This is a genomic window from Flavobacterium sp. NRK1, from assembly GCF_024054175.1.
Classification (GTDB): Bacteria; Bacteroidota; Bacteroidia; order Flavobacteriales; family Flavobacteriaceae; genus Flavobacterium.
Genome location: NZ_JAMXLA010000001.1, coordinates 2,073,634 through 2,094,305, shown reverse-complemented (window position 1 = coordinate 2,094,305; position 20,672 = coordinate 2,073,634). Strand labels below are relative to the sequence as shown.

Below are 20,672 nucleotides of genomic sequence, written 5' to 3'. Positions count from 1 at the left end.
TTAGAATTCCAAATATAAGGCAATTATTTTTACTTTATCAATAGAAAAACCATGAATTTCTAACAAATCATCAATTCCTTTCAATTTTCCATCCATACTACGTTTAGTAATAATACTGCGTGCAATATCTCTGTTAAAGTACGGGAAACGCGAAAGTTGCTGTAGTGATGCCGTATTTACATTTATTTTAATTACCTGAGGATGCTCCTTTATACAAAATGTTTTTTTAAGTTGAGCTTTTACATTATCAGACAATTCCTGAAAATCATTCATCTGGTCCATAATCACAAAAGCGCCTAAAACATCCCTACGACGCAGAATTGCTTTTGCATAATAGGGGCCTATACCATATACTTTAACCAGATCTTCTTCGAGAGCATCATTGATATCTTTAATTTTTATCTCTTTTACAGAAGACTTGTTAAAGCTATCATAGTCGGTAGTATTGGTTTTGATAAAAGCCGGTTTGCTTGAAAACTTAAAGTAAGGTGTCAACTTATCGAGTAACGTATCGTGTACGCCTGTTACAGCTTTGAAATCCTGCGGAGTATTAATAAACCTGCCGGTATTTCTGTAAGCAATAAGCTTATCTATTTCCTGAACGGAAAGCCCGAGAGTATATCCTTTATAATCAGAAATATAATTAGGATTGAATGGATAGATTGTATCCTTTGCAATTTTTTTGATTGATTTTAATGAGTCTATTCGTCCCTGAAATGCCAACCACTCTTTCTCTTCCTGAGTTTTTGCAGCGTGAAAAGTAAAATCTACAGTAGCATAAATATAATAGCCAATCTGAAAAAAGATTATTATTACCAATAAAGTCATAATCCCTTTTTGCTGACCTTTGGTAAAAGAATAAAAGAACCTTAAAGGCTTCATAATTCAATGGCTTATTAAAAGTTCACTTTATAGATCGAAAACCGAGCTTCTTTTAGTATAAACCATATCTTTTAACCTAAGCCAGAAAGCCAATGTAAGGTAAACACCAAACCAAAGGCCTACAGTAACAAATGATATATATATAAAGAACAACCTAACATTAGTCGCCCGCATCCCTATCCTGTCGGCTAGCCGCTGAGACACTTCAAAGCCGTGTTTCTCGAAAAAATGACGAATATTGGTTATAAATGACATAGTGTTCAATATTGAGTATTCAAAAGTAAGAGTTTATACCTTAAGTTATACCAGTACAATTAATTTTTAAGTAATTCTAACCCTATACTGCATTGAACACAACGTTTATTGGCGCAATATTCATTTTTAAGCTGAAGCAAAGACTGGGTATCGTACGCAGAATTTACATTTACCTTAAACGATTTAAATTTATCTATAATACTGTTTTTTTCGGGAGCAATTTCCTGTAGCAATCCAACTAAAGCTTCAGTATTATCTTTCCCAATACTTTTAGCATAAGCAAATTTAAAAGGTACAATTGTATTAATTATAATTAAGTCAATAAACGATTGGGTTAATGCTTTACGTTTTTGGGTGCTTTCTTTATCAAAAGTATAATGGGTCTGCCAATATTCTGATGCCTGAACTTTAAAAACAGTATAAATATCCTGTAAAGTTGTAGCTTCTATTATTTTAGAAAACAGGTTTTGATGCTTATTATACAATTGTGCCAACTGCGATAAGCGTATAGTAGGAAAATTATCCGGGCGATGTTTAAAAAACTGAAGTGGATTAATATAGGAAGACTCTAACCTATATTTATGACTAATGTACTCATATCTGGCTTTGAGGTCTTTAAAATAAACATCTTCATTATCGGGATTCAGTAATCCTGCTCTTCCAAAAAATAGAGCTTCAATGTTTTCATACTCAAAACTCTCCCTGCGAAGTACTGCAAAAGGTACAGATTTTGCAATTTCGAAAAAGGTTTCACCATTTGTGTTAAGTCCAAAACTTTTAGCTAAAAAGTTAAACAATATGGCTTCCCAGTCATTATCCATTTGTTTAGCTAATTCTAAAATAGGGAGCGCTTTACGTTCAAGACGTTCAAAAAACAAACGTTCTTTCCAGTTATCAAAAATAAAACTATCTACATGCTGTAAATCTTTTTCACAGTATATCCACGATTTAGAAACCGTTAGCGCATTATAGCCCGCCAAAATATCAGGAGCAATATATTTTTTCAATTCTAAAACAGGAATTTCGGTATTATCTTCACGAAATACTTCTGTATCGTGCTCCCATACTACATGAAGTATTACATTCTCATAAGCTGCATCCGTTTCATGATGATGAATATACCAGTCAGAAGACTTAATATGTATCTCAACATTTCCGGCCCATTTTTGGGAACCGATCAATAATTGGGCATTAAAAAAGTCAGGTCCTGCCTGTTGCAAATATTGTCCTGAATTAAGAATAACAATATCTTCACCCTGTACCGTTTTAGCATCCAGTACATTAAATTTTTTAAACTGCCATATATAATGCAGGAAATCTTCTTTCATCAATACGAAAATACAGAAAAAAATTACATTCTTAATTTTATTTGCCCGTCATGCAAAAGATATAGCTGTGCACATGCTCTTGCATCAGATAAAGCTTCGTGGTGGTTTAACTCTATACCATTACGCTGGCTGCAGGCTTTAAGATTAGCCGGCTTGTATCCTTTTGCCCTGTAAATTTTACAGGTGCACTCCCATGGGTCGGCCAATTCAAGCTCATCATAATAAAGACCATAGTACCGCATTGTTTTCATCAGCACATTACGATCAAAGGCTTCATTATGTGCCACCAATTTTTTACCATATAAGCGTTTTCTTATTTCAGGAAAGAGATCATCAAAAGTTGGCATATCAAGGGTTTCTACCGGCTTAATACCATGCACCATAACATTGCGGTACCAATACTCATTATTGGGTGGTTGAATAAGTGTATAATATTCTTCAGTAATAACACCATCTTCAACTGTAACTATACCTACAGCACAGGCACTATGAGGGTGCCCTGTAGCAGTTTCAAAATCTATAGCGGTAAAATTCATTGGCAAATAAAAAGAGCCCTAAGGCTCTTTCAAAAGTACTAAAATATAATTTTATTTAATTGAGCTTATAATATCATGCTTTGTAATAATATGATGCCTGTCGTTACCAAGATCAACAAGTACAGCCTGATTATCTTTATTAATAAGTTTTGATATTTCCTCTATTGAAGTATTTGCTTTTACAACAGGATAAGGTTTGCCCATTACTTCACGAATAGGCTTATCAGCAATATCTTTATCTTCCACATAGCTACGGAATAAATCAGTTTCGTCTACAGAACCAACAAAACCATTAGTATCTATAACCGGAATTTGAGATATTTTATATTTACGTAAACGTTCTATTGCATGAGACACAAGTTCTTCTGTACGCACAACCACAAGCGGCTTATCTGCGTGATCTTTAATAAGATCTTCTGCCTTAGTTATCTCTTCATCCAAAAACCCTCTCTCACGCATCCAGTCGTCGTTAAACATTTTACCTACATAACGGCTACCACTATCATGGAAAAGAACTACTACCACGTCATCCGGTTTAAACTCATCTTTTAACTGTAGTAAACCCTTAATTGCAGCACCTGCCGAATTACCAACAAAAATACCCTCTTCCAGTGCTAATCTTCTTGTATAAACAGCAGCATCTTTATCAGTAACTTTTGTAAAGCCGTCTATAAGAGAAAAATCTACGTTCTTAGGAAGAATGTCTTCGCCTATACCTTCGGTAATATAGGAGTATATTTCGTTTTCATCAAAGATACCTGTTTCATGATATTTTTTAAATACCGAGCCATAGGTATCTATACCCCATATTTTGATATTAGAGTTTTTCTCTTTTAAATATTTAGCAACACCCGAAATAGTACCTCCAGTACCCACTCCTACAACAAAATGAGTGATCTTACCTTCTGTCTGCTCCCAGATTTCAGGGCCAGTTTGTTCATAATGGGCTGCAGTATTAGAAAGGTTGTCATACTGATTAACATACCATGAATTAGGTGTTTCTTCAGCAAGGCGCTTAGAAACGGAATAATAGGAACGTGGATCGGCGGGCTCCACATCTGTAGGACAGACTACAACTTTAGCACCTACTGCCCTAAGTATGTCCATTTTTTCTTTAGACTGTTTATCGGAAATAACACAAATAAGTTTATATCCCTTAACTATAGCTCCTAATGCAAGTCCCATACCTGTATTACCAGATGTACCTTCAATGATAGTACCTCCGGGTTTAAGCCTTCCATCTGCTTCAGCATCTTCAATCATCTTTACCGCCATCCTGTCTTTAACAGAATTTCCGGGATTAAATGTTTCAACTTTTGCCAGAACAAGAGCATTAACATCTTTAGTAAGTTTGTTAAGTTTAACCATTGGCGTATTGCCTATGGTTTCAAGTATATTTTTTGCGTATTTCATTTTTATATTTTTAGTTTACCAATCATGGTAATCAATTGCAAAGATAGATATTGCAGATAAAAAATTATAATTAAAACCGTTAAGAGAAGAAATCCCAGATTATTCCAAAACGGAAAGTAAAGTCTTTATAAGGATAGCTTGGAGCAGAATAATAATTATAACCGGTAAAACCTGAATTAAAATGCTCTGCTTTAATAAAAAGCCTGAATTCCTGAATTTTTGCATTTATAAAAAAGTCAATCAGTGGGAAATCACCAATTTTCTTACTGTTCTGAATATAAAATTCTCCTATCAAAGGGTTATAATCATTTGCATAATATTTAGTAAAATATTGAAAAGTTATCCCTGTCTGAAAAAACAGCGCTTTCTTAAATACCCTGTCAGAATAATAAAGTGTATTTCTCGTAACAAGGTCCGGGACATTAATAATATCACTACTCTGTTGTACATTTTGATAAAGCACAGTATTATCAAGAGCAAATTTGCCAAACTTAAACTCTTTACCTGCTTTTAATGAAAAGTAATTTATAGTTCCTCCAAATTGCTTAGGGCTTACCAATAAAGCATTCACATCTTCCGGATTGGGAGTATCCTCATTATCTCTGCTGAAATAAAGATGATCATTTAGAATTGTATACTTCACAGATGCATCAATCCATCTGGTTTTTGCTTCAAACTCAAAACTATTGATCTTTTCGTTTTTAAAATTACCGTTTACAGGAGCATCCACATTATTATTTGGCCAGTTATAAGACTTATAGTTACTCTGATATAAGTTATAATTAAGATTAGGCAGCTTGTTCATATTTTGATAGCGGGCAGAAACTACATTTCGATCATCAAATTTGTAACGGGCAGAAGCATCTATATTAGCCAAAGACTGATTTGTAATTGAATTTGAAAAAAGAACGCTTCCTTTCCATTTCCCTTTTTGATAGGTATATCGTGCGCCATAGGTGTCAATCCTGTCACTTAATGAATTAGGTGTTTCTATTGAACCATCTTCGGCAAGTATTATACTTCTGTAAAAATAATTATAATTAAAATCTTCAAGGTAAAACTCAATAGTTCCGATTGCCTCATTTGTATATGCTGCACCAATCATGTTATACATGCGGTTATACCTTGTCTTATTATTTATAGATGTTGTATAAGCATCACCAAATCTTTTACTAACACTAGGAGCCCTAAATTCGAAAAATTTATTTTCATAATTAAACTGGTGGTGAAAAACCAGACTATTAGGATTATTTTTATTTAACCTGAATGTATGATCTACAAAATACCGATTGCCTTTAAGGATAGATTCTGCATCCTTCATGTAAACATCGAGGCGTTCCCTTTGTGTATATGGAGCCTGCCCGCTTTCAAAAAATGGAATATTATTTTCCGTAACTCCGCCATTTTCCTGATTAGTGAAATCCTGACCCGTGAAATGAAGTTTAAGAATATAACGCCTGTCAGTAGTGTTATAGCTTGTTATAAATCTAAAATTTCCATTACTGGATAATTGATTGATATATCTTCCTAAAGAACGAAGTCCCTTATAGCCGACCGCAAAATTTAAATTCTCAGATGTATTAAGAGTTATAAAAGCATCAAGTATTTGTCCCTGTTCAATTACAGACCTATACATAAGATCTGTATAAGGTGTAGCAACATGATAATAGTTGATATCCTCCACTTCCATATAAGCATAATGCTTTGCAGTAAAACCCATTTGTGGAAAAGGATCAAATTTTGTTAATCCAAAATTCAAAACGTTATAGGGCTGCCCATCATTTGAAAAAGGTAAAAGTCCAAAATTATCCTTACGAAGATAATTAACCTCATACTCCTTTTTTAGTGTAAGAGAAGTATCAACATAAGTAGTATCCCTATCAAGAGTAATTATCTGATACATGTCAATTGTAGCAACACTATCTTTAATAGTTTTAGCAACTTTATCTTTATCGGCTGACTGTCTCTCTGCCGTAGTTCCAGTTGCTTTTATTCTATCCCTTTTCTGAGAGAACACCAGAATAGGAAAAACACTTAAAAAAATTAAAAGACATTTTTTAAACATGCAGATTAAGGATTTTGGCAAAGGTACTTAATTTTAAATATGATAAAAGGTAAAAATAAAGCAAAAAAAGAGGCTTCCCGAAGAAAGCCTCTCTTATTATTATTACTGTAAATAAATTAATTATTCTACAGGAATTAGTCTAACATTAGAGCTAGCAATTGGTGAAACTGAACTTTGGAAAAATAAATTTCCTGTGATTGCTAACCTCTTAGGCGTAACATTAAGATTATACTGACCACCACCAGTAAACAGGATATTCTGTTGGGTACTATTTTCATCTGTATAACACTTTTCACAATATAACTGCTGATAAGCTGATAAAGTACCAACATTTTCAGAGGTAGCAGGATTAGCGCCGGGAACTAATGTAAACTGAATATAAGTATCTGTAGGATTTTCAAGAACATCTTCAATAACACCTGAAATCCAAAGGATATTACACTCACCAGTTTCATTAACTGTAGCTTCTGCAGTTCCAATAACGTCATTATCACCATTAACAACTGAATACTTACCTACAAACTCAAGGAAGTTAGTAGTACAATCATCATTAACGATAAGGAAATTCTTGTATTTTGACCCTTCATCTGCAAGACCAAGAGATACAGAACTATCAGATGTACCCGTAAGAGTTATGTTTAATATCTTTGAATCATCCATAACATCATTATCTACAACGTCAATTTTAATATATCCTGTAGTTTCACCGGCAGGAATAGTAAAAGAACCCGGAGTTAATACATTATAATCTACTCCTTCGACTGCAACATCACTTGTAATTGTAAAAGTTACAGTTACATCACTTGACTTAGGAAACGCTAAGTTAACAGGAATCTCAGAAACGCCCCTATTTTCGAAAAATGGATATTGAATATCACCCACTTTATCAAAGCTAACAAAGTTGGTACCTCCGTAAGTTACAGTATCCTCATCACAACTCATTAGAGTTCCTGCACAAAAAGCAAACAGAGCTAACTTTAAAATATATCTTTTCATACTAAATTTTATTACGATTAATAACCTGAATTTTGTTGAATATTCGCATTACCAGAAAGCTCTCGTCTTGGAATTGGCAAAGTCCATCTGTGATCATTAAGTTCAAGATTACAAGCACCATTGAAAGCACAGTCAGAAGGAGCTCTGTCAATACCTTTACCAGCAAGTGTCCCTAAACGTTTGATATCAATATAACGAAATCCTTCAAAAGCAAGCTCGATTCTTCTTTCATCAAGAATAGCAGCCCAAGCCTCCTGTGCAGAACCCGGAACGGCAATATGTCCATTAGTTTGACCAGCCTCATTTCCAAAACGGGCATCACGAATTATATTAATTTGTTCTGCCACACCCGCAAAATCATTCGCATTCGCACGAGCCTCAGCTTTAATAAGTACCATTTCAGAAGACCTAAATATTTTAAGGTCAGCTAAGAAAAAAACTGTTTCTGATTCAGAATACTTACCTACCGGACGTATAGAAAATGATGGATATGCAGTCGGATCAATAATAACTGTACGTCTGATGTCATCTGGCAACAGTTGATTATATAAAGCCGCGCTTACTTCAAAGAACGGACTTCCTGTAATAGAAGTATTTACAGAAGACCAAGCCTGATAGAAATTACCTGTAGCATCATTAGGAGTAGCCGCCCTACCAGCTTTAAAAATAACTTCATTGGTGTTACCAGGTGTAAAGGCTCCATCTCTGAAAAGTTTGTAATAATTACTTCTTACTAAAAGCTGATCACGATTACTTAAATCAAGATTATGAGACTGACCCTGAGCGTATTTTCCGGTAAGACCATAAGAAACTATAAGTTCATCTGCGAGTTGCTCGGCAACATTGTATTGACCCCTGTAAGCAGCCATACGCGCTTTAAGAGCTTTTACAAAATCTGTGGATACATAATCCCTTAAAGAAGACTTATTACCTGAAGTTGTAAGCTGAAGGTTTTCTTGTGCAAAAGCAAGATCACTATCAATTAATGCAAATACTTCACCATTTGTATTTCTTGGCAACTGCTGCTGTATTGTTGGAACAAAGTCTAAAGCAATAACTCCAAGCGCATTGTCATCTTTAAGATTTTCTGAAAAGAAAGTAAGTAACTGGAAATGACCATAAGCCCTAAGAGCTCTAGCCTGAGCAATAATATTGCTATATTCTTCACTTTGATCTATTCCATTTTCTTCGTCTACAGGATTTACGTTTTTTGCACCTTCTATAAGCCTAGTAGCAGCATTAATCAATCTATAATTAGATGCCCATATAGCATCTGCATCACCTGAATTTGCATTTAAAAGAAATGCAAGTCCACCATCCTTTCCCTGGCCACCATTAGCATAACCAATTTTCACTTCATCTGTAAATATTGAAGTAAATATAATATGATCTTCTCCTGGAATAAGCCCATAAACACCGTTTAATCCTAAACTAAGGTCACCAACTGTTTCAAAGGTATCCTGCGGCAATAATTCACTAGGCTGAATAATATCAATTGCATCGTCGCAGGCAGCAAAAAGAGAAGCTACCACAACAAATAATAATATCTTTAAATTTTTCATCTTTACTTTTTTTTTAAAATTGTAATTCTAAACCTACAGAAATAATCCTAGGAGTTGGGTATTGATAAACGTCTCCTCCTCTTGGGCTCTCTGCATCCCATCCTCTCCATTTTGTCCAAGTTACAAGATTTTCGCCCTGAACGAAAGCCTTTATACCAGCGAAAGGTGTTTTATCAAGCATTGAAGCAGGGAATTGATATCCAACACTGGCAAATCTAAGCCTTAAATAAGACGCATCTTTAAGATATCTGTCAGAATTTGAATCTGAACCTTTATTTGTTAGGTATAACGAAGGTATATCAGTATTTCTGTTATCAACAGTCCATGCATTTAATAAATCTGTTGACTTATTGAAAACACCAATATCAGTAGGATCCTGAAGAACATCTAAATCCGAATCAAATCTATCAACACCAGCCACATAGTTAAACTGTGTAGTCGCAAAAAACCCTTTATAGTTAGCTTCGAAACCGAAACCACCCTGATATTTTGGTATAGGTGATTTTCCTGTTAATCTTCTGTCATTAACCGGATCAGGATTTTCAGTTAACTGTCCATCTTTAGTATAAAATAAAAGGTTACCATTAGTTGGGTTAACACCAGCATATTTTACAAGGTAGTATTGATAAGCAGGGCCTCCGGACTGGAAAACCTGAGCCCCTAAATCTGTAGTTCCTTCAGCACCCGGAACATTCAACATTTCGTTGTGATTATAAGACCCATTGAATGTAAGTGTTAATAGAAAATCATTAGTTCTAAACAGATCATAAGAAACAAGCGCTTCAATACCTTTATTTCTCATATCACCATTATTTGAATCAATTGTATAACCATTACCATTAATAGCAGAAATCGGAGTAGACTGATAAAGATCTTTAGTAGTTTTTTGATAAACATCTAAATTACCTCTTAGTCTGTGCTTCCAAACTTCAAAATCAATACCTATATTCGCTTGCTCAATAGTCTCCCATTTTAAATCAGGATTACCAATCTGGCTAACATAATAACCTGTTAGGTTCTGATAAGTTGATCCAGAAACATATAAAGTTCTTGAAGCATTTGGCAAAGCAAAAATGCTCTGTCCTCCGATATTTTGGTTACCAGCGGTACCATAAGACCCTCTTAGCTTAAGCATATCAAATACAGAACCCTGCATAAAACTTTCTTTATCTATATTCCATCTTCCTGAAACTGACCAGAAAGTACCCCATTTATTAGTATCAGCAAACCTGAAAGACGCATCTCTACGGAAAGTACCACTTAAACCAAATCTCTGACTGTAATCATAATCAACAGATCCGAAATAAGAAAACAGACCTGCATTAGTTTTTCCGGAATAAACATCAGGAACATAAAAATTCGGCGTTTGAGGATTATACGGCGTGTAACCCGCTCCGTTTCCTGGCTCATATAATTTGGGATCTAAACCGTTTTGAGTAGCTCCAAAAGTTTTTTGGTGTCCTTTATAGTATTCAGTGAATACAGATGCATCAAGAGTATGTTTTTCAGCGAAAATTTTTCTATAATTTAAACTTGTATTCATGTTAAAAGTAAACTGCCTAACATAGCTATCAGACTGATTACCAATAAAATCCTCTCCATCTCTTTGATACAGTATTCTCGTAAATGATGAAGGACGTTCATAATCAAGGCCAACATTATCAGTATAATCCATACCAACATTTGTACCTAAAGTCAAATCCTCAAGAATTTTATAGCTTGCCTGAATATTTGCTATCATCTTAAGTTCGTCAGTACGAATAGCACCAGTTCTGTTCCTATCCAATAGCATGAATGGACTAAGACCAAGTGTACCTTTACCATTATACCCAACACCTTCCGGCCCTACACCGTTTCTATACCAGTTAACTAAATCAGCACCATTAGTGTACCAAGCCGGATCTAAATAAGGAGCACCCTGATTTGCTCCAAATACCGGGTTGTAATTAACAGAACCAGAACCTATACTCGCAGCCTGATTGTTTCTTGAGAAGTTAATTGTTAAAGAAGTAGCATAATTAAATTTATTATCATTACTCTTACCACTTAAATTATTTCTAAAGTTAAATCTTTTAAGATCTGTAGTTCTAACAATACCTTCCATATCATAGTACCCCAAAGATGTAAATGAAGATAAATTTTTACTACCACTTGTTAAACTTAATACATGGTTTTGAGAAGTACCTGTTCTAAAGAACTGATCATACCAATCAGTATCAACATTATAATTATTAATCTCATCATCAGTCAGAGTAGAACCATAACCGTTACCATAATTTTTCTCAAGATTAAGTAATTGTTTTGCATTCATCTTGTGATACTTATTATTCTGCATTGAAGTAAAAGCAGTAGTACCAGTATATTTGATATTCAGAGGAGATTCATAACTACCTCTTTTAGTCTTAACAATAATAACACCATTTGCACCCCTGTTACCATATATCGAGGTTGCACCGGCATCTTTCAGAACCGAAATAGCATCAATATCATTAGGGTTTATACTTTTAAAGTTATCAGAGTTTAATGGTACACCATCTATAACGTACAAAGGCTCTATATTACCATTGATAGATCCGATACCTCTAAGAATTACAGTACTGTTAGCACCCGGCTGACCGGAACCTGTAGATATATTAAGACCAGGAACCTGACCCTGAAGAGTTTGTATAAAACTCGCATTTGGCCTGCCTTCAATTGTTTTAGAAGTAACCGTAGCAACAGCAATATTTGAAGTGGCCTTTGTAGTAGTTCTATAAGCCTCAACAACTACATTTTCCAAAAGCGTTGTATCATCCTGCATCTGAACAGATATAGTACCTGAAGCACCAACTGTAATAATTTGGGTAGCCATACCCACGAATGTAAACACTAATTTTTGCCCTTTTGAAGCAGCGATGGCATATTTACCATCAAAGTCAGTCTGAACACCTTGCTTAGAGCCTTCAACAACCACGTTAACACCTGGTATAGGCATTCCCTGAGAATCAGTAACGACACCCGTTATTGTTTTCTCCTGCGCAAAGGAAAACTGAATAAAAAACGCTAGTAAAAGCGTAAAAATCCAAGTAAACTTTGATTTCATATTTAATTAATTTGAGTTAGTTAAGTTGCAAATCTATTAATTTATTTTAATATAACAAACTTTTAACATTGTCGGGCAATGCTAAATTTCAATATTTTTTAGTATAAATGCAAAATCCACAACATATTGACAATAATTGACCACATACTACTGCTTTTTTTAAATTAAAAAGAAACGTCAACAAAATTGTTAACGTTTCTTTATAGATGCAGCAATACACAAATGGTTGCGTTGCTTATGTATATTTTAGATAATTATTTTATAACAACCTTTTCTATTTCTGTTTTACCACCATTAACAACAGAAACCACATATAAACCTTTTGCAAGTCCCTGAACACCCACAACGTTATCAACATTTGTTAAGTTAGTTTTACTTACAAGTCTACCCTGAATATCATATAAAGTGGCAGAAGCATCTTTCTCAACACCGTTTGCAAATGATATATTAATAATGTCGTTTGCAGGGTTTGGCCAAACACTAAACATTTTTTGATTATTATCATCTAATCCCAACGGACCGTTTGTAATACCTGAAATAATTAAAGAATATTCCTGTTGAGGATTTCCATTAGGATTTTGAAGTGTTGATTTTTTATGCGTAACAGTGATAGTATATTGACCAGAAGCATTTTCTACTTCTACTTTTTCAATATTATCAACCTTATTATCGCCTTTTTCAGCATAAGTACCAGTACCAGAATCTAATCTCCAAGGAAGATTAACCTCAGTTCCTTTTTTAACCTTAATATCAAGATCATTAATTAGTACAGGAGTAGCAGAATTGTTGCTCGCCGCCTGACCAGGTGGATCTGTCCATGCCATTGTTGCAACTAAAGGCTCAGTCCCTGAGGCATTAACAGTATACGTATAGGTTTGACCTGGTGTAAGTACTAATTCCTGTATTTCAGCATTAGTATTAAGATTATCTGCTTTTATAATTTCAGCAGCCCTCTTAGCATTCATCAAGCCCCATCCATAAATTGGATCTGGCCCTGGATTGTCACCTGCTTCATCAGCTGAGTGAGCAACAAGAGCCCTTACTGTCGCTGATTTCATGAAATTTTTAACTTCAGAGCCACTTGGATGAAGTGTTGCATAGTATTGCTGAAGCAAAGCAATAGTACCAGTAATGCCCGGAGCAGCCATAGAGGTACCCTGCTCATCCTGATGAGCAGTATCGCTGGCATCGGAACATGAATATACATTAATACCTTTGGTAGAAATATCAGGTTTTATCCTATTATCATTGGTAGGCCCGAAACTGCTAAACACTGTAACAGCCACACTTCCTGCATCGACATAATCATCCACTTCATAAATTGCAGCAACCGCTATACCATTTTTAGAAACTGCTCTGTCAGTAAGCCTATCGTAAGAGAAACCATTACCATCATTACCGGCAGCAAATACCGGCTGATAATAAGGCGCATCGAAAGTAATCTGATCAACATCCCTGGAAAGATTAATATATGTACCCCTATAAGCAGTCTTTTCAGCATCTGAAAGCTGTGTCTGATCTATACCATAAGAATGGTTGGAAATGACATATCCTTCAGAAGCAAAAATACCCATAAAAAAAGAGTCGGTATCATAATCTGAATTAAAAGCGAAAGCTTTACTTGCCATACCCCTTGCAGCAGAAGCCGAAGAACCGTCTCCAATTATTGTTCCGGTAACATGTGTAGGGTGCAGTGCCACACCTTGGGTACCGCCGTCATAATTTATTGTTCTTCCTACAAGGTCATGATGTGTAGGTCTTGCATAACCACCATCCCAAACACCAATAATCATTTTATCATCAGTTCCAAACTCTCCGGTTAAGTTTAACCCTAAAGAGCCCCCAGGCTGTAAATGATTAGTTCTGGAAGTGATCGCAGAGCCAACATTATTTGTTCCTATATATATAGGTGTATTATTTTCATCAATTCTGATTAATTTAGAGATACGGCCGTTTTCTCCTTTTATTATTAATGGCAGATTATTTGCTTCAGCAAACTTAACAGCCTTTGCGTAATCATCCTCAATCCTTCTTTTGAATTCGTTTGCATGTTCTATGAGTCTTTTAGCATCAGCATCCTTCACTTCTGCTTTTGCAAATCTTGTTTGCGAAAAAGCAGAAAAACCTCCTCCCAGCATTAAAGCAAGGATAAAAAGTTTTACAGTATTTTTTTTCATAACTGTTTTACATTAATTTAATAGTAGTTAATAAGCATTTTTTTTCAGTAGTATGTATTCTCAAAAAAGAGTAGTATGTGTATTATTTATAAAAAAAAGAAACGCAAAAATATAAATTATTATATATCAAGCACTAATCAAATGCTGTTAAAATTATAAATTCTCAATAAAATATTTTAAATTAAGCATTTTTCTATATTTTTACCCTATTAATTTACTTACGATAATTATCTCAATACGGTTTATGCTTTTACAAAATTTTTCAGGGCTTGTTTTAGAAACCGGTACCGATGAAGCAGGAAGAGGATGCCTTGCCGGCCCTGTAACTGCAGCGGCGGTTATACTTCCTCATGAATTTGAACTTAAATTTTTAAATGACTCTAAGCAACTTTCTGAAAAAACCCGCGAACATCTTCGACCGCAAATCGAAAAAATGGCTCTTTGCTATCATGTTACAAATATCGAGCCTGAAATTATAGATGAGATAAATATTTTAAATGCTTCTATTAAAGCGATGCAGGAATGTATTGTAAAACTTACACCTGTACCCGAATATATTATTGTTGACGGCAACAGATTTAAGCCTGTAAATAATATTCCGCATAGCTGTATTATAAAAGGTGACAGCAAATATTTAAGTATTGCTGCTGCATCAATTCTAGCAAAAACATACCGGGATGAGTTTATGAATAAAATACATGAAGAATATCCTATGTATAACTGGAAGCAAAATAAAGGCTATCCTACATTTGAGCACAGGGAAGCCATAAGAAAGCATGGCATAACCAAATATCACAGAAAATCTTTCCGCCTGTTGCCTGAACAACTTGAATTAGATTTTGCTTAACCTGCTTCAACTATAAAGGCAACATTGCTTCTTTTGAAGTTTCAATTTCAGCTTCAAAAAGCTGTGCAAAATATTTTATTACTTTTTCCTTAACCTCATTTTCATCAACTCTTGCAACTCCAAGTTCATTGTTTAGAGACGCAACAGCTTTACCTTTTATACCGCAGGGCACAATGTTATCAAAATAACCTAAATCTGCATTTACATTAAGCGCAAAGCCATGCATTGTCACCCAACGTGATGCCCTAACACCCATAGCGCATATTTTTCTGGCAAAAGGCGTACCTACATCCAGCCAGACACCGGTTTCGCCCTCACTTCGGGTTCCTTTAAGTCCATAGTCTGCCATGGTAAGTATTATAACCTCTTCAAGAAAGCGAAGGTATTTATGAATATCGGTAAAAAAATTCTCAAGATCAAGAATTGGGTACCCCACTAATTGCCCCGGACCATGATAAGTTATATCTCCTCCCCTGTTTATCTTATAAAATGTGGCCCCTTTATTTTCAAGCTGTTTTTCATTAATAAGCAGATTTTCTATATCACCGCTTTTACCTAAAGTATATACGTGAGGATGTTCAACAAACAATAAATAGTTAGGCGTTTCAAGGCTTAACTCTTCCCTCCTGTTTTTTATTTTTAGATCAAGGATTTCCTGAAATATCTTTTCCTGAAATTCCCATGTCTCTTTATAATCTTTAACACCAAGGTCTGTAAATAGCACTTTTTTATTCATCTTCATTAACGCTAAAATCGTTATACAAATTTACAAAACTTATCAATAGGGATTACAAAGGCCTATAATCATAACAATTATAGTCATCAGCGTTACGATCACCGATTGGTTATTTATATATAATCATTATCTTTGCGGGCTTAAAAACATTTATAAATCATGCAGCTTTCAGAACAAGAAATCATTCGTAGAGAAAAACTGGATGCGCTGAGAAATCTCGGCATCAATCCATATCCCGCAAACCTTTATCCTGTAGATACTACATCTAAACAGGTAAAGAACGATTTCTCTGAAGGTAAGAAGGTTGTTATAGCAGGACGTTTAATGTCTATACGTGTTCAGGGCAAAGCTGCTTTTGCAGAGATCCAGGATAGCGAAGGGCGCGTACAGGTTTATATTAACCGTGACGAAATATGTCCGGGAGAAGACAAAACCCTTTATAACGAGGTGTTTAAAAAACTTATTGATCTTGGTGATTTTGTTGGTGTTAAAGGTGAACTTTTCACTACTCAGGTAGGTGAAAAATCTATTCGCGTACACGAACTTACACTACTAAGCAAAACGCTTCGTCCCCTTCCAATGCCTAAAACAGACGCAGACGGAAAAGTATTTGACAGCTTTAGCGATCCTGAATTACGCTACCGCCAGCGCTATGTAGATCTTGTGGTTAACCCACAGGTAAAAGAAGTTTTTGTAAAAAGAACTAAGCTGTTTAATGCTATGCGCAGCTTTTTTAACGATAAAGGTTACTTTGAAGTTGAAACACCGGTACTACAGCCTATACCGGGTGGAGCAGCGGCAAGGCCGTTTGTTACGCATCACAATAGCCTTGACATTCCTTTATATATGAGGATTGCAAATGAACTTTACCTTAAAAGACTTATTGTAGGTGGTTTTGACGGTGTATATGAATTCTCTAAAAACTTCCGTAACGAAGGTATGGACAGGACGCACAATCCTGAATTTACTGCTATGGAAATATATGTAGCCTACAAAGACTACAACTGGATGATGGAATTTACCGAAAACCTGCTGGAACATTGTGCTATAGCTGTTAACGGAACTTCTGAGGCTACTTTTGGAGAACACAAAGTAAACTTTAAAGCACCTTATGCACGTGTTACAATGACCGATGCAATAAAGCAGTTTACAGGTTTTGACATTAGCGGTAAAACAGAAGAAGAAATATATGAAGCTGCCAAAGGCATGGGTATTGCAGTTGATGACACCATGGGCAAAGGCAAGCTTATAGATGAAATATTTGGTGAAAAATGTGAAGGTAACTTTATTCAGCCTACGTTCATTACTGATTATCCAAAAGAAATGAGTCCGCTTTGTAAAGAGCACCGTGACAACCCGGAACTTACTGAGCGTTTTGAGCTTATGGTGTGTGGTAAAGAGATCGCTAATGCATACTCTGAACTTAATGACCCTATAGACCAAAGAGAACGCTTTGAAGCTCAGCTTAAACTATCTGAAAGAGGAGATGTTGAAGCAGCTCAGTTTATTGATAATGACTTCCTTCGTGCACTTGAATATGGTATGCCGCCAACATCAGGATTAGGAATTGGTATGGATAGACTTATTATGTTCCTTACCAATAACCCATCTATACAGGAGGTATTATTTTTCCCTCAGATGCGACCTGAGAAAAAAGGACCTGAACTTACTGAAGATGAAAAAGCAGTTGCGGAACTACTTAAAGCAAGCGGACAGCTTGCTCTTGACGCTCTTAAAACCCAGGCAGGTTTAAGCGGAAAGAAATGGGACGCAGCAATGAAAGGGCTTACTAAACACGGACTTGTAAAAGTTACTCTTGAAGGAGAAACCAAAACTGTAGAATATAAAGGATAACAAATCTTATTTTATATAAAAAGAAAGGCTGCCAATTGGCAGCCTTTCTTTTTATAAGAATCTAAAAGTTTATTACAAACTATAGTTAAGATTTACGGACCATCTGTAGTTAGCTTCGACCCTGCCGCCTGTAAGATTTTGATTAATTGGCAACATACCGTTTACCCCTACCGAAAATCTACCGGTTCCTGCTTCAATACCTAATTTCCCGAAAAGGATATCACCTTTAGTATTAGGCACATCTTCTTTATACTGTTTGTTAGTAGCATACATTTCACCTGCAAGACCTAACTGCGGTACAAAAGTAAACTTCGAACCTTCCATAACATAGAATAAAGTACTGGCATAATTAAACTGGTCTCCAAACTGGTAATGCTTATCATTCTCCGTTTTAAAAGCATAGTTTATCATGGTGTTAAGTCCTAAATCTTTATGTTTAATAACATATTCGGCGGCCAATAAATAATCCCAGCTACCGGTACCCACCTGAAAACTAGGGTTAACACTACCTTTATTATCCGAATCATAAGTACCGGTAGGTGCCTTCACTCCGCCTCCTGCCTGCAATGTATGTACAAATACAGTACTGTCTTTATGCGTTTGATAAACAGTATACATACCTAAAACCGTTATATCACCAAGCCCTGAAATGGTTTGTTCTCCCGTAGATAATTCCCTGTTGTGAAAATGATAAGGAACTAATGCCGATACCTGAAAGTTTTTAAACACAGGAATTCTTGCCCACAGCTGTACTGTATTAAAATTTTCATCTATCCATTTCGAATCATTAAAAATACCGTCACGACTCGAATAGCTTTGATAAAAATACCTAAGCCCTACAAAATTTTTATTTATCATAGAACTGAATCCCATTCCGCCTCCACTTGCAGAACACCCGCAGGCATCACAATCGTCAAGATATTGCCTGAAGTTAGGAGGAGGTGTACCCGCCAGACTAAACTGACAGGTTAAAATCAATAGTATTATATATTTCTTCATTTGTTATGTTTTATAATAAAACAACGGATTATTTATATACTCTTCATCCGTCAGCGTTTTAATAAAAGCTATTATAGCTTCTTTATCTTCCTGTGTTAGCGTTATGCCTAATACTCCGTTAGTATTAAGTAAAGGATCTAATGTTTCCGAATCCCTCACTCCTGATGCATAAAAATTAAGCACAGATTCAAGACTGCCAAATCGTCCGTCATGCATATATGGTGCAGTAAGCTCCGCATTACGAAGGCTTGGCACTTTAAATTTATAGCGATCATATTCAAAACCGGTAACTTTTTCCCTGCCCATATCATCTAAAAGCTGATTTGGCGGAAGTCCGTTATTCCTGAAACTGTTATCGGTGAATAAATCGGTTTTATGGCAGGAAGCACATTTTTGGGCAAAAAGCTGCATACCCTGCAATTCCTGTTCCGACATAGTCCCTTCGGGTTCATTGCGCACATACTTATCGTATCTTGAATTTGCGGAAACCATCATCGTCATAAACTGACCCAATGCTTTAAGTATATTACCCGATGTAACATCTCCGCCATCAAAAGCCTGGCTAAACATTTTCACGTAACTTTTATCTTTTTTTAATTTTGCAGAAATACCCTCAAGCGTTTCGTCCATCTCAACAGGATTGTGTATCGGCACTATCGACAGCATTTCCAGACTATTCGAAGCACCATCATAAAAATATTCGCTCATAAAAGCTCCGTTCTGAACAGCAGGCGCATTACGGGTTCCTTCCTGATCATCTATACCATGGCTAAATATGTGTCCGTGATGCGTAAATGCAAATGCCTGTTCATGGCAAAAAGAGCAGGATATGGTTCCATCAGCCGAAAGATCTGCATCATAAAAAAGCCTTCGGCCTAATTCAAACCCTTTTTGGGTAGGATAGTTTAATTCAATATCCTGAGCCATAGCAGGAAAATTAGACGGCACTTTAAAATCAAGTCTTTCATTGATCTCCGTATATTCATCATCCTTACTACAGGACATGAAAAATAGCGGGAGTAGTATTAAAATAATTTTTCTCATAAATTAGAATCATAAGCCTGTAGTTTTGCTACAGGCTTATAAATTTAGTCTTCGTGATGAGTACCTTCTCCATTATGTACATGATCTACCGCAAACATCTTAAGCGAGTTACCCGCAATATCTATAAGATTCTGCCCTCCCATTATTGCTGCGCCTGTACCTGCTCCATTAAGATTATTTTGAAGCAATATTTTAGTATCGCCATCCAGAAGCACATTGGAGTCTGTCTTGATGTGAATGCTTGGCTGTTCGTTTTCACGCACTCTAGCCGTGGTTGGTAAATTAAGTGTTACCTCTCTGTAATTATCAGTTGCCGTATTACTGCCCTGGTGAACCTGAAAAGGCTTTTCTTCGGTGCTTGATGCAGATGTAAAAGTGCCTTCAAAGTTTATGAATTTATACCCTGTTGACCATGTCCAGGTAAGGTTGTTAGCCGCTGCGAGATCCCAAAAGCTTTGCTGTGCCGTTTCGCCCTGAAGATATTGCTCCTCATCTACACCAATACCAAAACGCACTTTTTTATAATCGCCGGCAGGCACATCTTCAAGATGTACTGTAAACATTCCAGTCTCCTGGCTAATAACAAAATAGCTGTCTTCTTTAGGGTAAGTGAATTCTGTACCGTCTTCTTTTATAAACACAAAGTTGCTTACTATATAACTAAGGCGGTTTATTGTAAGGGCTTCGCCATTAGAGTTGGTATAAGTTGTCCCTAAAACAAGTGCATCGCCTGCAACACCATTATCAAAAAAAAGTTCAGCATCTCCAACAGTTCCCTCTACCACTTTAGAGCTATCGTCATCGTTACTACATGATACAAAAAGGCTTGCAGCAGCCATTAAAGCCGCCATATATTTAAATTGAATTTTCATTGGTTTTATTTTTAAAGTATAAGA

The 20,672-nt window shown here is 35.7% G+C and carries 16 protein-coding genes; 2 read left to right on the top strand and 14 right to left on the bottom strand.

Translation table 11 applies throughout. The annotated features are described in order from the left end of the window. The 10 genes from NHE85_RS09555 to NHE85_RS09510 all read right to left on the bottom strand — a co-directional run bounded on the left by NHE85_RS09555 (position 1) and on the right by NHE85_RS09510 (position 14,296). Positions 1–882, bottom strand: coding sequence for a helix-hairpin-helix domain-containing protein (locus NHE85_RS09555; RefSeq protein WP_252811802.1), 882 nt, complete (start codon positions 880–882; stop codon positions 1–3). Positions 883–909: 27 nt separating this feature from the next. Further along, entirely contained in the window at positions 910–1,137 is a 228-nt protein-coding gene (locus NHE85_RS09550; RefSeq protein ID WP_252811801.1) for a PspC domain-containing protein, read from the bottom strand. A 59-nt stretch (positions 1,138–1,196) separates the two neighbouring features. Next, positions 1,197–2,465 (bottom strand): DUF2851 family protein, encoded by a 1,269-nt coding sequence (locus tag NHE85_RS09545; RefSeq protein WP_252811800.1) that lies wholly within the window; start codon positions 2,463–2,465, stop codon positions 1,197–1,199. 23 nt (positions 2,466–2,488) lie between these two features. Beyond that, positions 2,489–3,001 carry a 3'-5' exonuclease gene (locus NHE85_RS09540; RefSeq protein ID WP_252811799.1) on the bottom strand — a complete coding sequence of 171 codons (513 nt, stop codon included), beginning with the start codon at positions 2,999–3,001 and terminating at the stop codon, positions 2,489–2,491. A 51-nt stretch (positions 3,002–3,052) separates the two neighbouring features. Then, positions 3,053–4,414 (bottom strand): pyridoxal-phosphate dependent enzyme, encoded by a 1,362-nt coding sequence (locus NHE85_RS09535; protein ID WP_252811798.1) that lies wholly within the window; start codon positions 4,412–4,414, stop codon positions 3,053–3,055. Between the two features lie 79 nt (positions 4,415–4,493). Then, positions 4,494–6,479 carry a putative porin gene (locus NHE85_RS09530; protein WP_252811797.1) on the bottom strand — a complete coding sequence of 662 codons (1,986 nt, stop codon included), beginning with the start codon at positions 6,477–6,479 and terminating at the stop codon, positions 4,494–4,496. Positions 6,480–6,599: 120 nt separating this feature from the next. Continuing rightward, positions 6,600–7,475, bottom strand: a complete 876-nt coding sequence (locus NHE85_RS09525) for a Calx-beta domain-containing protein (protein ID WP_252811796.1) — start codon at positions 7,473–7,475, stop codon at positions 6,600–6,602. 17 nt (positions 7,476–7,492) lie between these two features. Next, positions 7,493–9,037, bottom strand: a complete 1,545-nt coding sequence (locus NHE85_RS09520) for a RagB/SusD family nutrient uptake outer membrane protein (protein ID WP_252811795.1) — start codon at positions 9,035–9,037, stop codon at positions 7,493–7,495. Between the two features lie 13 nt (positions 9,038–9,050). Beyond that, entirely contained in the window at positions 9,051–12,119 is a 3,069-nt protein-coding gene (locus NHE85_RS09515; RefSeq protein WP_252811794.1) for a SusC/RagA family TonB-linked outer membrane protein, read from the bottom strand. Positions 12,120–12,373: 254 nt separating this feature from the next. Beyond that, positions 12,374–14,296 carry a S8/S53 family peptidase gene (locus NHE85_RS09510; protein WP_252811793.1) on the bottom strand — a complete coding sequence of 641 codons (1,923 nt, stop codon included), beginning with the start codon at positions 14,294–14,296 and terminating at the stop codon, positions 12,374–12,376. 244 nt (positions 14,297–14,540) lie between these two features. Between NHE85_RS09510 and NHE85_RS09505 the strand changes: the two genes are divergently transcribed. After that, positions 14,541–15,143: a ribonuclease HII gene (locus NHE85_RS09505; RefSeq protein ID WP_252811792.1), complete on the top strand. Its 603-nt coding sequence runs from the start codon at positions 14,541–14,543 to the stop codon at positions 15,141–15,143. Between the two features lie 10 nt (positions 15,144–15,153). Here the strand turns inward: NHE85_RS09505 and lipB are convergent, their stop codons facing one another. Then, positions 15,154–15,879 carry a lipoyl(octanoyl) transferase LipB gene (gene lipB, locus NHE85_RS09500; RefSeq protein WP_252813293.1) on the bottom strand — a complete coding sequence of 242 codons (726 nt, stop codon included), beginning with the start codon at positions 15,877–15,879 and terminating at the stop codon, positions 15,154–15,156. Between the two features lie 159 nt (positions 15,880–16,038). Here lipB and lysS point away from each other — a divergent pair, with 159 nt between their 5' ends. Continuing rightward, positions 16,039–17,733, top strand: a complete 1,695-nt coding sequence (lysS, locus tag NHE85_RS09495) for a lysine--tRNA ligase (RefSeq protein ID WP_252811791.1) — start codon at positions 16,039–16,041, stop codon at positions 17,731–17,733. A gap of 72 nt (positions 17,734–17,805) precedes the next feature. On the opposite strand, the gene NHE85_RS09490 is transcribed toward lysS, so the two are convergent. Genes NHE85_RS09490 through NHE85_RS09480 form a run of 3 tightly spaced genes read right to left on the bottom strand, consistent with a single transcriptional unit; the run spans position 17,806 to position 20,648 of the window. Next, a complete protein-coding gene (locus NHE85_RS09490) occupies positions 17,806–18,732 on the bottom strand; it encodes a transporter (RefSeq protein ID WP_252811790.1) in 927 nt (308 codons plus the stop codon). Between the two features lie 3 nt (positions 18,733–18,735). Further along, on the bottom strand, positions 18,736–19,776 hold the full coding sequence (locus NHE85_RS09485) for a cytochrome-c peroxidase (RefSeq protein ID WP_252811789.1): 1,041 nt from the start codon (positions 19,774–19,776) through the stop codon (positions 18,736–18,738). 44 nt (positions 19,777–19,820) lie between these two features. Continuing rightward, the gene (locus NHE85_RS09480; RefSeq protein WP_252811788.1) at positions 19,821–20,648 is read right to left on the bottom strand and encodes an MbnP family protein; all 828 of its coding nucleotides are present in this window, start codon (positions 20,646–20,648) and stop codon (positions 19,821–19,823) included. Between the last annotated feature and the right edge of the window lie 24 nt (positions 20,649–20,672).